Raw genomic sequence first — 15,974 nt, forward strand, 5'->3', positions numbered from 1 at the left:
AGCACGATCGCCCGATCCCGCAGCTTTGGTCCGGCCCGCAGGCCCGCGTTGACAGCGGCATGGCACCTGTTATGTGTCCCCGTGCCTTGGGGCAGCCCGCCAAAATCCTCGGAGATCCAGCATGACGAGCCGCGAAAAGCACGACCGCATGGCCAATGCGATCCGCTTCCTGTCCATGGATGCCGTGGAGAAGGCGAATTCCGGCCACCCCGGCCTGCCGATGGGCTGCGCCGACATCGCCACCGTGCTGTTCACGCGCTATCTGAAATACGACCCGAAGAACCCACATTGGGCGGACCGCGACCGCTTCGTGCTGTCGGCCGGCCACGGCTCGATGCTGCTCTACTCGCTGCTCTACCTCACGGGCTACGAGGACATCACCATCGACGAGATCAGGAACTTCCGTCAGCTCGGCTCGAAGACCGCCGGCCATCCGGAATATGGCCACGCCGCCGGCATCGAGACCACCACCGGCCCGCTCGGCCAGGGATTTGGCAACAGCGTCGGTATGGCGCTGGCGGAGCGCATCCTCAATGCCCGGTTCGGCGACGCGCTGGTCGACCACTACACCTATGTGATCGCCGGCGACGGCTGCCTGATGGAAGGCATCAGCCAGGAGGCGCTGGCGCTGGCCGGCCATCTGAAGCTCAACAAGCTGATCGTCTTCTGGGACCACAACAACATCTCGATCGACGGCGCGGTGTCGCTGGCCGACTCCACCGACCAGGGCACACGCTTCGCCGCCAGCGGCTGGAACACGCTGGCCTGTGACGGCCACGATCCCGAGGCAATCGCCAACTGCATCGAGCAGGCGAAGAAGTCCGACCGTCCGACAATGATCGCCTGCAAGACCACCATCGGTTTCGGCGCGCCGACCAAGGCCGGCACCAAGGCCGCGCATGGCTCGCCGCTCGGCAAGGACGAGATCGCCGCCACGCGCAAGGCGCTCGGCTGGGAGTCCGCGCCGTTCGAGGTTCCCTCCGACATTCTCGACGCCTGGCGGCTGGCCGGCCTCAACTCGGCCAAGGGACGCAAGGACTGGGAGAAGCGGCTCGCCGACAGCGGCGCCGAGACCCGCGCCGAATTCGAGCGGCGCTTGCGCGGCGACCTGCCGGCCGGCCTGGACGAGGCCATCGCCGCCTACAAGAAGAAGCTCGCCGCCGACAAGCCGAAGGTCGCGACCCGCAAGTCGAGCGAGATGGCGCTTGAGGTCATCAACGGCGTCGTGCCGGAGACGATCGGCGGCTCGGCCGACCTGACCGGTTCCAACAACACCAAGACCAGCCAGACCAACGCGATCTCGGCCGGCAACTACGGCAACCGCTACGTGCATTACGGCATCCGCGAGCACGGCATGGCGGCGGCTATGAACGGCCTGACGCTGCATGGCGGCGTAATCCCCTATGGCGGCACGTTCATGTGCTTTTCCGACTATGCGCGGCCGTCGATGCGGCTCGCATCGCTGATGGGCATCCGCACCGTCTTCGTGATGACCCACGATTCCATCGGGCTGGGCGAGGACGGGCCGACCCACCAGCCGGTCGAGCACCTGGCGGCGCTCAGGGCGATCCCCAACCATCTGGTCATGCGGCCGGCCGACGCCACCGAAGCTGCCGAATGCTGGCAGATCGCGCTGGAAAGCACCAAGACGCCGTCAACGCTGGCGCTGACCCGCCAGAACCTGCCGGCGCTGCGCACCGAGTTCTCCGAGGAGAACCCGTGCCGGCTCGGCGCCTATGAACTGGCGACCGCCGACGGCGAAGCCGTGGTAACGATCTTCGCCAGCGGCTCCGAGGTCGAGATCGCGGTAGCCGCCCGTACGCTGCTGCAGCAGCACGGCCATCCGACGCGGGTTGTCTCCGTACCCTGCTTCGAACTGTTCGAGGAGCAGTCCGACGACTACAAGGCCGCGCTGATCGGCAAGGCCAAGGTCAAGGTGGCGATCGAGGCCGGCATCCGCCTCGGCTGGGACCGCTTCATCGGGCTCGACGGCCTTTTCATCGGCATGCACGGCTTCGGCGCGTCCGGTTCGATCGAGCAGCTCTATCCGCATTTCGGCATCACCGCCGGGGCGACCGTCGACGCCGTCGAGAAGCGCCTGCACAAGAAGTAGCGACTTCCGGTCCTGACCATCGACTCGCGGCGCGTCCATCATGCGCCGCGATGTCGCATCCCGGGCAGGCGGAATAAAGCGCTGTACCAGCTGCTAATCGATTTAAATTCACCCTTCCGACATATGGATTCTTTGAACGCCCGAGTTTATGAAGCGGGCGGCACCATTCCCGAGCGTAGCCGCGCCTTCACCGCGACAGGAGGAATTTCATGACCATCAGAGTTGCCATCAATGGATTCGGCCGCATCGGCCGCAACATCGTGCGCGCCATCTTTGAATCCGGCCGCAAGGACATCGACGTCGTCGCCGTCAACGATCTCGGCCCGGTCGAGACCAATGCGCATCTGCTGCGCTACGACAGCGTGCATGGCCGCTTCCCGCGCGAGGTGACGGTCGACGGCGATACGATCCGCATCGGTTCCGAAAAGTTCAAGGTGACCGCGATCAAGGATCCGTCGCAGCTTCCATGGAAGGAGCTCGGTGTCGACATCGCGCTGGAATGCACCGGCATCTTCACCTCCAGGGACAAGGCCTCGGCGCATCTGGCGGCAGGCGCCAAGCGCGTCATCGTCTCGGCCCCGGCCGACGGCGCCGACCTGACCGTTGTCTACGGCATCAACCACGACAAACTGAGCAAGGATCACGTGGTGATCTCGAACGGCTCGTGCACCACCAACTGCCTGGCGCCTATGGCGCTGGTGATGAACGAGCTGGTCGGCATCGAGAAGGGAATGATGACGACCATCCATTCCTACACCGGCGACCAGCCGACGCTGGACACCATGCACAAGGATCTCTACCGCGGCCGCGCCGCGGCGCTGTCGCAGATCCCCACCTCGACGGGTGCTGCAAAGGCGATCGGTCTCGTGCTGCCGGAGCTCAAGGGCAAGCTGGACGGCATCTCGATCCGCGTGCCGACCCCGAACGTCTCGCTGGTCGATCTGAAGTTCGTCGCGAAGCGCAACACCACCGTGCAGGAGGTCAACGACGCGCTGATCGCCGCCTCCAACGGCAAGCTGAAGGGCGTGATGACCTACACCAACCATCCGCTGGTATCGTCGGACCTCAATCACGACCCGCATTCGGCGACCATCCTGCTCGACCAGACCAAGGTGATGGATGGCAACTTCGTCAACATCCTCGGCTGGTACGACAACGAATGGGGCTTCTCCAACCGCATGGCCGACGTCACGGCGGCCTTCGCCAAGACCATCGGCTAAGCCTCGAAACGGGCTTATGAAATCGCGACGCCCGGCCTCGGCCGGGCGTTTTTCGTTTCAGCGGAATCTTTGTCGCAAATCCATTGCCCAGCCCGCATTTCTCACACTCCATGTGGCCTGCGTTGCTCTTTCGGCGAGGCGGATGCGGCGTCGGGCGGCGAACGGTCGTATCGGGAATACGGTCGAGCCCCCGACGTCGCAGGCGCCCGCCGAAAGGCAACCCGGAGGGCCGGTTGAAGAAGCCAACAGTGTGGTGCGTCGCGGCGCTTGCCCGATGAACCACATCGCTCGTCGCGCCGCTCCTGCCCTGCCGGCTTCTTGAACCGGCGCAGGCCGCATCGAGTGTGAGAAATGCGGGCTAACGCCTTGTCTTCGCCGCACTCTGCATCGATCCACGAAGACAGGAGCGTGGGAACGGCATCGGCATGGATCAGGCAATCTATCTCGTCACGCTGGTCAGCGGCGCCCTGGTGGTCGCAGCGGCGTTTTCGAGCCTGATCGCCTTCCGTTTCGGCGCGCCGCTGCTGCTGCTTTTCCTGGCGATCGGCTTGGCCACCGGTGAGGACGGGCTCGGCATCAAGTTCGACAACGCGCAACTGGCCTATTTCGCCGGCTCGCTGGCGCTTGCCGTCATCCTGTTCGATTCCGGCTTCGGAACGCCGCTGAAGATCTTTCGCCAGGCTGCCGCGCCTGCGCTGACGCTGGCGACGGCCGGTGTGGTGCTGACGACCGCGCTGTTCGGCGTCGCCGCCTTCTATCTGACCGAACTCTCCTGGATGGAATCCTTCCTGCTCGGCTCCGCGGTTGCCTCGACCGACGCGGCGGCGGTGTTCTTCCTGCTGCGCGCCGGCAACGTCAACCTGCGCGAGCGGGTGCGCGCCACGCTGGAGATCGAATCCGGCACCAACGACCCGATCGCCATCTTCCTCACGATCACGCTGGTCGAGATCATCGCGCTGGGCGCGCAGCCGCATGCCGAGGTCATCGCCATGGACCTGGTGCTGGGCTTCGTCACCCACATGCTGTTCGGCGCGGCGATCGGGCTCGCCGGCGGCTATGGCATCGTAAGACTGGTCGACCGCCTGCATCTCGACAGCGGCCTGCTTCCGATCTTCGTGCTGACGCTGTCGCTGATGGTGTTCGCCGCCGCCGGCGCCGTCGGCGGCTCGGGTTTCCTCGCCGTCTACCTCGCCGGGCTGATCGCCGGCAATTCCGACATCCGCGCCGTCTCCGTGCTCAAGCGTTTCCAGGACGGCATGTCCTGGCTGGCGCAGATCATCATGTTCCTGGTGCTCGGCCTGTTCGCCACTCCGTCGGAGTTCCTGCCGATCCTGCCCGTGGCGGTCCTGCTCGGGCTGGTGCTCATCGTCGTGGCACGGCCGCTGGCGGTCTGGCTTTGCCTTATCCCGTTCAGCATGCCGCGGCAGGAGACGGCCTTCATCTCCTGGGTCGGCCTGCGCGGGGCGGTGTCGATCCTGCTGGCGATCACGCCCATTCTCGGCGGTCTGGAGCATGGACGGCTGATCTTCAACACCGCTTTCATCGTCGTGCTGGTGTCGCTGGTGGTGCAGGGCTGGACGGTCGGGCCGCTCGCGCGCTTCCTCGGGCTGATCGTGCCGGCGCGGCTGGGACCGCTGCAGAAGGTGGAGCTTGAGCTGCCGGGCTCGGCGCATCACGAACTGCTCGCCTATACGGTGGTGGCCGGCAGCCCGGTGCTGCGCGGCCAGCGCATCCCGCGCTGGGCGCGGCCGTCGCTGGTGGTGCGCGAGGGGCGCTCGATCAAGTTCCAGGATGCCGGCCGGCTGGTCGCCGGCGACCATGTCTATATCTTCGTGCCCGATCGCTATCCGCGCCTGCTCGACCGGCTGTTCGCCAGCCGTACCGAGGTCGATCCCGAGGACGAGGATTTTTTCGGCGCCTTCGCCGTCGACCCCGCCCGGCCGGCGACCGACCTGGAGGCGGCCTACGAGGCGCAGGTTGCCGAGGCCGAGCGCGGCCTGACCATCGGCGCGCTGATGGTGACAAAGCTCGGCGGCCATGCCGAATATGCTGATCGCGTCAGCCTCGGGCCGATCGAACTGATCGTGCGCGACGTCGACGAGAAGGGCCGCATATCGAGCGTCGGCGTGGCGCTGGAGCCGACGCCACCGCCGGCGATCCCGGCCTTTTTCGGCGCGGCGGAAATCCGCGACCGGATCAAGGCCTATCTTCGCCGCCGCTTCGACAAATCGGCCACGCCTGCCCAGCCGGCGCCCGCGCCGGAAGACACGACGGTCGGCTGAAAGGCCAGCTTGCATCGGCGGCGCGGCGCGATAATGTCCGCGCGACCCAACCACGGAGACGCAGATGACCGCCTTCAAGACCCTCGACGACATCGGCGACGTGAAGGGCAAACGCGTGCTGGTGCGCGTCGATTTGAACGTGCCGGTTGCCGACGGCAAGGTGACCGACGCCACCCGCATCGAGCGTGTCGCGCCGACCATCACCGAACTCTCCGACAAGGGCGCGAGAGTGGTCCTGCTGGCGCATTTCGGCCGGCCGAAGGACGGGCCGACGCCGGAATTTTCGCTCGAGCCGATCGCCGGGGCCACCGGTAAAGTGATCGGCCGAAAGGTCGGCTTCGCCTCGAACTGCATCGGCGATGAAGCCGCCGACGCCGTGTCGGCGATGCAGGACGGCGACATCCTGCTTCTGGAAAACACCCGCTTCCACAAGGGCGAGGAGAAGAACGACAAGGCCTTTACCGAGGCGCTGGCCAGGAACGGCGACATCTTCGTCAACGACGCGTTTTCCGCGGCCCATCGCGCCCATTCCTCGACCGAGGGGCTGGCACGCCACCTGCCCGCTCATGCCGGCCGCACCATGCAGGCGGAACTCGACGCGCTGCACGCCGGCCTCGGCAACCCGAAGCGCCCTGTCGTTGCCATCGTCGGCGGCGCCAAGGTTTCCACCAAGATCGACCTGCTCACCAATCTGGTGAAGAAGGTCGACGCGCTGGTGATCGGCGGCGGCATGGCCAACACGTTTCTCGCGGCGCGCGGCACCAATGTCGGCAAGTCGCTGTGCGAGCACGATCTCGCCGACACCGCCAAGCAGATCATGATCGACGCCGCCACCGCCGGCTGCGCCATCATCCTGCCGTCGGACGGGGTGGTGGCGAAGGAATTCAAGGCCGGAGCGGCCCACGAGGTCTTGCCCGTCGAAAACATCCCGGCGGACGGCATGATCCTCGACGTCGGCCCGAAGACGGTCGAAAAGATCGTCGAATGGATCGGCCGCGCCAACACGCTGGTCTGGAATGGCCCGCTGGGGGCCTTCGAGATCGCGCCTTTCGACAAGGCGACTGTCGCGGCCGCCAGGGCGGCGGCCGCCGAGACCAAGGCCGGACGACTGGTATCGGTCGCCGGCGGCGGCGACACGGTGGCCGCGCTCAACCATGCCGGCGTCGCCGACGATTTCAGCTATGTGTCGACCGCCGGAGGCGCCTTCCTCGAATGGATGGAAGGCAAGGACCTGCCCGGCGTCGAGGTGCTGAAGAAGGGGTGAAGGCTCCCTTCTCGCCGTTACCGGGAGAAGATGCCGGCAGCCTGATAAGGGCGGCACGAACATCGGGTTGCGTGGCGCCGCCCCTCATCCGGCCCTTCGGGCCACCTTCTCCCCGTGAATGGGGAGAAGGGAACAGCTCTCACACCGTTGCGTGGCTGAGGATCACCGTCAGTGATATCGCGGCCAGCGCGGCGACCGCCAGCTTCCAGAAGTCGCGGCGCTGCCTGAGCCCCGGCAGGCCGAGCGGCTTGATGATCTGGATGACCATCATGGCGAGGATGACGAGCGACAGGGCTTTCGACATGGGATGTTTTTGAGCAGGAGACGATGTCCCTGTCAAAGAGCAATCGGTGATGGCTGGCGGCGCAACAAGCTATAAGCCGATAGTCAGGTGGACGCTGCACCGCGCGGGCAGCTAAACTCGCGAAAAATCGGAGCGGGAGGAGCGCCGATGGCATCGCGCTACCATGAAGTCTATGCCGCGTGGCAGGCCGACCCGGAAAGATTCTGGGCCGAGGCGGCGCGCGAGATCGACTGGTCGAAACCCTGGGAAAAGGTGTTCGACGCCGAAGCCGGCGTCTATGGCCGCTGGTTCGCGGGGGCCGAGTGCAACACCTGCTTCAACACCCTCGACCGCCACGTCGAGCGCGGCCGCGCCGATCAGCTTGCGCTGATCTACGACAGCGCAATCACCGGCACGGTCCAGAAATTCACCTATGCCGAGATGAAGCGGGAGGTGGTGGCGCTGGCTTCGGTGCTCAGGAATCAGGGCGTCCAAAAAGGCGACCGCGTCATCATCTACATGCCGATGGTGCCGGAAGCGGTGTTTTCCATGCTCGCCTGCGCGCGGCTGGGCGCCATCCACTCGGTCGTCTTCGGCGGCTTTGCCGCGCGCGAACTCGCCACCCGCATCGACGACGCGACGCCGAAACTGATCATCTCGGCTTCCTGCGGCCTGGAGCCGGGGCGCACCGTCGCCTACAAGCCGCTGCTCGACGGCGCCATCGGCATGGCTCGGCACAAGGTCGGCCGCTGCCTGATCCTGCAGCGGGAGCAGCAGCGCTGCGACCTCGTCGAAGGCCGCGATCTCGATTTCGCCGACCAGGTGGCGCGGGAACGCGCGGCGGGCGCCAATATCGATTGCGTGCCCGTCGCGGCGACGGATCCGCTCTATGTGCTCTACACGTCGGGCACGACCGGGCAGCCGAAAGGCGTGGTCCGCGACAATGGCGGCCACATGGTCGCGCTGAAATGGTCTATGGAAAACGAGTTCGGCGTCAGGCCGGGCGAGGTGTTCTGGGCTGCGTCCGACGTCGGCTGGGTGGTCGGCCATTCCTACATCGTCTATGCGCCGCTGCTGCATGGCTGCACGACGGTGCTGTTCGAGGGCAAGCCGGTGGGCACGCCGGATGCCGGCACGTTCTGGCGGGTCATCTCTCAGCACGGTGTGGCCGCGCTGTTCACCGCGCCGACCGCCTTCCGTGCCATCAAGGGGCAGGACCCGCTGGGTTCATTTGTCCCGAAGTACGATCTAACGAAATTCCGGACGCTGTTCCTGGCCGGCGAGCGCGCCGACCCTCCCACGCTCGAATGGGCGGAGCGGATGCTGGGGGTGCCGGTGATCGACCATTGGTGGCAGACCGAGACCGGCCACCCGATCACCCAGAACCCGGTCGGCCTCGGCATGTTGCCGGTGAAGCACGGCTCGCCGGGCGTGCCAATGCCGGGTTTCGACGTGCGAGTGCTGGACGATGCGGGCCATCCGGTGCCGGCAGGGAGACTCGGCAATGTGGTGCTGACACTGCCGCTGCCGCCCGGCTGCCTGCCGACGCTGTGGAACGCCGACCAGCGGTTCCGCGAAGCCTATCTCGCCGAGTTCCCCGGCTACTACAAGACCGCCGACGCAGGCCTGGTCGACGCCGACGGCTATCTGTTCATCATGGCGCGTACCGACGACATCATCAATGTCGCCGGCCACCGCCTGTCGACCGGCGGCATGGAGGAAGTGCTTGCCGAACATCCGAACGTCGCCGAGTGTGCGGTGATCGGCATTGCCGACGCGATGAAGGGCCAGGTGCCCTGCGGCTTCGTGGTGCTGAATGCCGGCACGAACCGCGATGCGGCGGAGATCGAAAGCGAGATCGTGGCGTTGGTGCGCGATCGCATCGGCGCGGTGGCGGCGCTGAAGACGGTGGTGGTGATCAAGCGCCTGCCGAAGACGCGTTCGGGAAAAATCCTGCGCGCCACCATGCAGAAGATCGCCGACCGAGAGCCCTGGGCGATGCCGGCGACCATCGACGATCCGGCGATTCTGGACGAGATCGCCGCGGCGCTGGCGGCGCGGGGGATCGGCCTTTAGGCGGCGCGCAGGGGCCATACAGCGTAGCATTCCCCTTTTGGGAATGATGCCGGCGGCCGGCAAGCAATTGTACCGATCATCGCCCGCTGCCGTTGTTTCAGGGTAGTTTAGCGAGAATAGATTTCCACTCCAGGTAGGCGCCGGCAACATTTACTGCGCCGTCCCGGAGGTAAAATCGTTTTGATCCTGCACTAATGTTTCCAGGATTCGCACAGATGCTTGAAAAATCGACAAAAAGCCCGTAACCTTCGCCCAAATGGCGATTGGGGAACTGGCGGGAGGCTTGCCTGGCCCCCTGCCGACAGCGTGTCTGTCCAGCGCGGATTGCCGCCGGAAATTTGTCATACGGCAGCGGCTGTCTGGACGGCCGGATGGTTGATTTTGCAACCGGCAACCAGGGGGAAATCAAATGGCAACCGTGACAATGGCGTTCCCGGGAGGAACGTATCTTCCCGAATTCGTGGATTACAACCCATCTCTTGGAGAACTTCTCGATCTCCACAATGCAGCGCTGGTCGGCACGCCGACCGCGACGAGGATCGTCTTCCAGTTGCAGAATGGCCTCGTTCTCAGGCTGAACGGCACGGGCTTCGCCCTTGATGCCAACGGCTGGCCGACGGCGGGCACGCTGACGGGCGTGCAGTTGTTCCGTGCGGACGGCACGACGGTTCAGCAGACCGTCACGGGTCTCAACCTGCCGCTGGTCGATGTTTATGATTCCTCCGAAGTCTATCAGTACGAAGACGGGTTCGACCCCTGGGGCTTCAATCGTTGGCTGATGAACGGCAACGACACGGTCAACGGATCGACGGGCAGTGATGATGTATATGGCCACGCCGGCAACGACATACTGAAGGGCGGTAGCGGTGACGACTTCCTGGAAGGAGGCCCCGGCAAGGACACCTACGACGGCGGCGCAGGCTTTGATACGTTGAGCTTCCAGGAGGCCTATTTCGATCCCACGGCGCTGCGTGGCGTCGTGCTCAATGCGACGGTCGGGACGGTGATCGATCCCTGGGGCAACAGCGAGACGTTCAAGAATGTCGAGTCTTTCCGGGGAACGCAGTTTGCCGACACGCTCAATGGCTCTTCGCTCGACGAGCATTTCATGGGAATGGGCGGCCGCGACAAGATCGACGGCAAGGGTGGTTTCGACGAGGTGCGCTACGACCGCGACGACCGCAGGGGCGGCCTCGACGGCGTGACCGTGAACCTGACCACGGGCCTGGCGATCGACGGTTTCGGCAGGCAGGACACCCTCGTCAGCATCGAGAGGGTCCGCGGCACCGAAGCCGACGACACGTTGATCGGCAGCAGCGCTGCCAATCGCCTTCGCGGCCTTGGCGGCGACGACGTGCTGGACGGCAGGGCCGGCGCCGACGATATGCGTGGCGGCTGGGGCAACGATACCTATGTCGTCGACAATGCCGGCGACACGGTGGACGAGAATCCGGGCTCCGATTTTGCCGATGGGACCGACACGGTGAAGTCGGCGATCACCTTCAATCTTGCCGACACGACAAAGGTGTTCGGCGCTGTGGAACGGCTGACGCTCATTGGCAGCAGCGCCATCAACGGCTCGGGCAACAGCCTGAGCAACATCATCACCGGCAATACCGCCAACAATTCGCTTGCCGGCTCTTCGGGCAACGACACGCTGAGTGGCAGTTCTGGCAACGACACGCTGAATGGCGGCACTGGCGACGATACGCTGATCGGCGGTTCCGGCAAGGACACGCTGACCGGCGCTGCCGGCAAGGACGCCTTCCGCTTCAACGCCGCGCTCAGCGCCAGCACCAATGTCGACACCGTCACCGACTTTTCGGTCGCCGACGATACGATCCAACTGGAGAACGCGATCTTCACCGCGCTGACTGCCACGGGGACTCTTGCGGTCGCCGCCTTCCGGGCGAACACGACGGGCGCGGCCGGCGACTCCAGCGACCGCATCATCTACGAGACCGATACCGGCAGGCTGTTGTACGATGCCGACGGGACCGGCGCGACCGCCGGTATCCATTTCGCCACATTGACGGCCGGTCTCGCTTTGACCAACGCGGATTTCAGCGTCATCTGACGCCGCAATTCGGCGTCGAAAGACAAAAAGGGCCGCTCGGCGACGCGGCCCTTCGGTTTTTTTGCGCTGCTCAGGCCTGCCTGCGGCCCCGGGAGGCGGTTGCCTCGCAATCTGCTCAGACGCGCGGGCGCTCTTTCACTCACTCGCCCGGCGTGAGCACCGGCGTCTCGGTATCGGCCGCCGGGCGGTAAGGCACCAGCCGCCGCAGCGTCACATAAAACACCGGCGTCAGGAACAGGCCGACGATGGTGACGCCGAGCATGCCGGAAAACACCGCGGTGCCGAGCGACTGGCGCATCTCGGCGCCGGGGCCAGTGGCGATCATCAGCGGCACCACGCCGAGGATGAAGGCGAAGGCGGTCATCAGGATCGGCCGCAGCCGTAGCCTGGCCGCCTCGACGGCCGCCTCCACCGCTGTCGCGCCGCGTTCCTGACCTTGTCGCGCGAACTCGACGATCAGGATGGCGTTCTTGGCCGCCAGGCCGACCAGCACGATCAGGCCGATCTGCACGAGGATGTTGTTGTCTAGCCCGCGGAAGGCGACGCCGAGCAGTGCCGCCAGCACGCCGAGCGGCACGATCAGCACGATCGCAAACGGCATGACCCAGCTTTCATACTGCGCGGCGAGCGCCAGGAACACGAACAGTACCGACAGGCCGAAGATGAAGATCGCCGTGTTGCCGGTCTGCCGCTCCTGCAACGCCAGTTCGGTCCATTCGTAGGAGGTCCCCTGCGGCAGGTTCTCGGCCGCCACCTTCTCCATCAGGTCGAGCGCCGTGCCGGTCGACACGCCGGGCGCGGCGTTGCCTTGCAGCGGCACCGACACATACATGTTGTAGCGCTGCACCAGCGAGGGCCCGGTGACGTCGCGGATTTCGACCAGCGTGCCGAGCGGCACCAGCGCGCCCGTCGCCGAGCGCACCTTCAGCCTCAATATGTCGTCGCGTTCGACGCGGAACGCCTGGTCGGCCTGCGCCCGCACCTGGTAGACGCGGCCGAAAGCGTTGAAGTCGTTGACGTAGGACGTGCCGAGATTGATCGACAGGGTCTCGAAGATGTTGGGGATCGGCACGTTGAGCATGCGCGCCTTGTCGCGGTCGATCTCCAGGAAGAATTGCGGGCTCGAGGTGGAGAAGGTGGTGTACACGCCGGTCAGGCCGGGAGTCTGGTTGGCGACACCCATGATCTGGTAGGCAAGTCCCAGGATCGGCCGCATGTCGGCGCTGTTGCGCTCCTGCAGCATCATCTTGAAGCCGCCGGAACTGCCGATGCCGCGCACCGAGGGCGGCGGCACGGCGATGATGAAGGCTTCCTGGATGCTCTGCAGGCTGCCGAACAACTGGCCGATGATCTGGCCGGCCGACTGGCCGTGCTCGAGCCGTTCCTCAAAACTCTTGAACGGCGCGAAGACCACGCCGGCATTGCTGGCGTTGGTGAAGGTCGCGCCTGAGAAGCCGGCGAAGGCGACCGCGTTGGCGACCCCCGGCGTGTTGCGGATGATCTCGGACGCCTTCTGCACCACCGCGTCGGTGCGGCCCAGCGAGGCGCCTTCCGGCAACTGGATGACCACGATCGCGTAACCCTGGTCCATCTGCGGGATGAAGCCGCGCGGCACGGTCTGGAGCATGTGGTAGGTGGCATAGATCAGCCCGGCGAAGATCGCCAGCATGACCAGCAGCATCGTTGTCGAGCCGACGAGGAAATGCACCAGCCTGGAATAGCCGTGCGCCATTCTGTCGAAACCGCTGTTGAAGCCGTTGGCGAGCGTGCGGCCGAAGCGGGCGAGGAAGAAGTTCGAATGCTGCGTGCCGTGCGGCTTGAACAGAACGCCCGCCAGCGCCGGCGACAGCGTCAGCGAGTTGAAGGCCGAGATCGCGGTGGACACCGCGATGGTGATCGCGAATTGCTGGTAGAACTGGCCGGAGATGCCGGGAATGAAGGCGGTCGGCACGAACACCGCGATCAGCACCAGCGAGATGGCTATGACCGCCGTGCCCACCTCGTCCATTGTGCGGTGCGCGGCGGCGCGCGGACCGAGCCCCATGGCGATGTTGCGCTCGACGTTCTCGACCACCACGATGGCGTCGTCGACGACGATGCCGACGGCCAGCACCAGACCGAACAGCGTCAGCATGTTGAGCGAGAAGCCGAAGGCCAGCAGCACCGCCAGCGTGCCGATCAGCGATACCGGGATCGCCACGATCGGCACGATCGCCATGCGCCAGCTTTGCAGGAAGACGATGATGACGATGACGACCAGCAGGATCGCCTCGATGATGGTCTTGTAGACCTCGTTGATCGATTCGGCGATGAACTCGGTCGGGTTGTAGATGATGTCGTAGGCGAGCCCCTTCGGGAAATCCGCCGAAAGCTGCTTGATCGTCGTCTGGATCTCTTCGGCCGAGGCCAGCGCGTTGGTACCGGGCCGCTGGAAGATGCCGAGCGCCACGGCCGCCTTGCCGTTGAGATAGGAGTTGGTGACGTAGTCCTTGGCGCCGAGCTCGATGCGCGCAACATCCTGCAGCGTGATCAGCCGGCCGTCCTCGGTGGACTTGACGATGACATAGCGGAAATCGCGGGCGTCGTCGAAACGGCCCTGCGTCGTCACCGTGTACTGGAAGGCCGAGCCGTCGTCGATCGGCGGCGCGCCGATCGAGCCGCCGGAGACCTGCACGTTCTGCTGGCGCAGCGCTTCGACAACGTCGCCGGCGGTCATGCCGTAGCCCGACAGCTTTTGCGGGTCGAGCCAGATGCGCAGCGAATATTCGCGCTCGCCGAAGATCTGCACGTCGCCGACGCCGTCGAGCCGCAGCAGTACGTCGCGCACCCGGGTGCGGGCATAGTTGGAGACGTAGAGCTGGTCGTAGGTATCGTCGGGCGACAGCATGTGCACGACCATCATCAGGTCGGGCGAGCTCTTCGCCGTGGTGATGCCGAGCCGGCGCACCTCCTCGGGAAGCCGCGCCTCGGCGATCGACACCCGGTTCTGCACCAGCACCTGCGCCTGGTCGAGGTCGGTGCCGAGCTTGAAGGTGATGGTGAGCGCCATCGAGCCGTCGTTGGAGGAATAGGACGACATGTAGAGCATGTGCTCCACGCCGTTGACTTCCTGCTCGATCGGCGTCGCCACGGTGGCGGCGATGGTCTCGGCGTCGGCCCCCGGATAGGAGGCGCGCACCACGATGGTCGGCGGCGCGATCTCGGGATACTGCGCGACCGGTAGCTGCGTGTAGGCTATGCCGCCGACGATCAGCAGCACGATCGACAGCACCGCCGCGAAGATCGGGCGGTTGACGAAGAAGTGGGCAAAGCTCATTGCGTCTGGCCTTCGGTCGCCTTCGGCGGCAGGGTGGTCATCTCCGGCTTGACGGTGACGCCGGGGCGCACCCGCATCAGGCCGTTGACGACGATGGTCTCGTCGCCGGTCAGCCCCTCGCGGATCACCCGGTAGCCGTCGATGCGCGGGCCGGTGCGCACAGGCTTGGTCGAGACCAGGCCGGCATCGTCGACCACATAGACGATGCGGCGGTTCTGGTCGGCGCCGATCGCCTCGTCCGGCAGAAGGATGCCGGGATGCGGCAGCGAGCCGGGAACGTTGACGCGGCCGAACATGCCGGGCTGCAGCACGCCGTCCTTGTTGTCGAAGCGGGCGCGCACGCGCATCGTGCCGGTCTGCTGATCCAGCCGGTTCTCGGCGAAGTCGAGCCTGCCGTTGAATGCCGCCTCGTTGCGGTCGGCGACGCGGACCACCACGTCGAGCCCGCCGCCGCCTTCCTGCATCACGTCGCCTCGGGTGCGCGCATCACGCGCATAGGCGAAATATGAGCGCTCATCGATGTCGAAGTAAAAATCGATCGGGTCGACGGCCACGATCGTCGTCAGCAGCGTCGAATCAGGCTGCACCAGATTGCCCACCGACACCAGCCGGCGGCCGATGCGGCCGGCGAGCGGCGCCTTGATCTCGGTGAATTCGAGGTTGAGGCTGGCGGTTCGCAGCGAGGCCTGCGCACCGTTGTGCTGGGCTTGGCCGGCCAGGAACTCGCGGCGGCGGTCGTCGAGCGCGGAAGCGGACAAGTTGCCCGTCTTGGCGAGTTGTTCGGCCCGTTCGAGTTGCATCTTGGCGAATTCCAGCGCGCTGGTGGTCACGTCCACCTGCGACTTGGCTGCATCGTAGGCAGCCTGGTACGGGCGCTGGTCGATGGTGAACAGCAGGTCGTCCTTGTTGACCAAAGCGCCGTCGCGGAAATGGACTTCCTGCAGGTAACCGGCGACGCGCGAGCGGACAGCAACCTCGTCAACGGCCTCGAAGCGGCCGACGAACTCGTCGTCCTCGACGATGTCGCGAACCACTGGCTTTGCCACGGTGACCGGCGGGGGTGGCGCCTGCTGGGCCAGCGCTGCGGTCGCCGTGAACAGCGCCGCCGCCAGGAATCCGGCGATCGGGAGGCGCGGCGCGATACTCAGCATGGATGGACGAGAAGAAGGTTTGTCGGCTGTGCTGTGCATGGGGAACCCTCTCTCGCAACGCCAGGCCAGTCTCGTACGCTAGATCGATTTATGGACTCGGCAGGCGGCGATCAAGCCCTGCTGCGACGCAACATAGCGGCCGAGCGAGTCCAGGCGATGCACGATCCTGACATTCTTTTGCCCGAAACCGCT

General features: G+C 65.5%; 9 protein-coding genes. 6 read left to right on the plus strand and 3 right to left on the minus strand.

Features of this window, described 5'->3' with window-relative positions:
- The first annotated feature begins 121 nt into the window (after nucleotides 1–121).
- The 4 genes from tkt (at nucleotide 122) to pgk (ending at nucleotide 6,879) form a co-directional block, all read left to right on the plus strand.
- Complete coding sequence (gene tkt / locus RB623_RS08035; RefSeq protein WP_308056256.1) at nucleotides 122–2,113, plus strand: transketolase; 1,992 nt, start codon at nucleotides 122–124, stop codon at nucleotides 2,111–2,113.
- 209 nt (nucleotides 2,114–2,322) lie between these two features.
- Complete coding sequence (gene gap, locus RB623_RS08040) at nucleotides 2,323–3,333, plus strand: type I glyceraldehyde-3-phosphate dehydrogenase (RefSeq protein WP_308056257.1); 1,011 nt, start codon at nucleotides 2,323–2,325, stop codon at nucleotides 3,331–3,333.
- Nucleotides 3,334–3,758: 425 nt separating this feature from the next.
- Nucleotides 3,759–5,615 (plus strand): potassium/proton antiporter, encoded by a 1,857-nt coding sequence (locus RB623_RS08045; protein WP_308056258.1) that lies wholly within the window; start codon nucleotides 3,759–3,761, stop codon nucleotides 5,613–5,615.
- A 64-nt stretch (nucleotides 5,616–5,679) separates the two neighbouring features.
- The gene (gene pgk, locus RB623_RS08050) at nucleotides 5,680–6,879 is read left to right on the plus strand and encodes a phosphoglycerate kinase (protein ID WP_308056259.1); all 1,200 of its coding nucleotides are present in this window, start codon (nucleotides 5,680–5,682) and stop codon (nucleotides 6,877–6,879) included.
- A 139-nt stretch (nucleotides 6,880–7,018) separates the two neighbouring features.
- On the opposite strand, the gene RB623_RS08055 is transcribed toward pgk, so the two are convergent.
- Entirely contained in the window at nucleotides 7,019–7,183 is a 165-nt protein-coding gene (locus RB623_RS08055) for a hypothetical protein (RefSeq protein ID WP_308056260.1), read from the minus strand.
- A 147-nt stretch (nucleotides 7,184–7,330) separates the two neighbouring features.
- Here RB623_RS08055 and RB623_RS08060 point away from each other — a divergent pair, with 147 nt between their 5' ends.
- Both RB623_RS08060 and RB623_RS08065 read left to right on the plus strand, forming a co-directional pair.
- Entirely contained in the window at nucleotides 7,331–9,238 is a 1,908-nt protein-coding gene (locus RB623_RS08060; protein WP_308056261.1) for a propionyl-CoA synthetase, read from the plus strand.
- A gap of 409 nt (nucleotides 9,239–9,647) precedes the next feature.
- Nucleotides 9,648–11,315: a calcium-binding protein gene (locus RB623_RS08065; protein ID WP_308056262.1), complete on the plus strand. Its 1,668-nt coding sequence runs from the start codon at nucleotides 9,648–9,650 to the stop codon at nucleotides 11,313–11,315.
- A gap of 139 nt (nucleotides 11,316–11,454) precedes the next feature.
- On the opposite strand, the gene RB623_RS08070 is transcribed toward RB623_RS08065, so the two are convergent.
- A complete protein-coding gene (locus RB623_RS08070; RefSeq protein ID WP_308056263.1) occupies nucleotides 11,455–14,631 on the minus strand; it encodes a multidrug efflux RND transporter permease subunit in 3,177 nt (1,058 codons plus the stop codon).
- Nucleotides 14,628–15,782, minus strand: a complete 1,155-nt coding sequence (locus RB623_RS08075; RefSeq protein ID WP_374121658.1) for an efflux RND transporter periplasmic adaptor subunit — start codon at nucleotides 15,780–15,782, stop codon at nucleotides 14,628–14,630. The genes RB623_RS08070 and RB623_RS08075 overlap by 4 nt, the downstream gene beginning before the upstream one ends.
- Nucleotides 15,783–15,974 lie beyond the last annotated feature (192 nt).

The sequence above is a fragment of the Mesorhizobium sp. LHD-90 genome (assembly GCF_030929505.1).
Classification (GTDB): Bacteria; Pseudomonadota; Alphaproteobacteria; order Rhizobiales; family Rhizobiaceae; genus Kumtagia.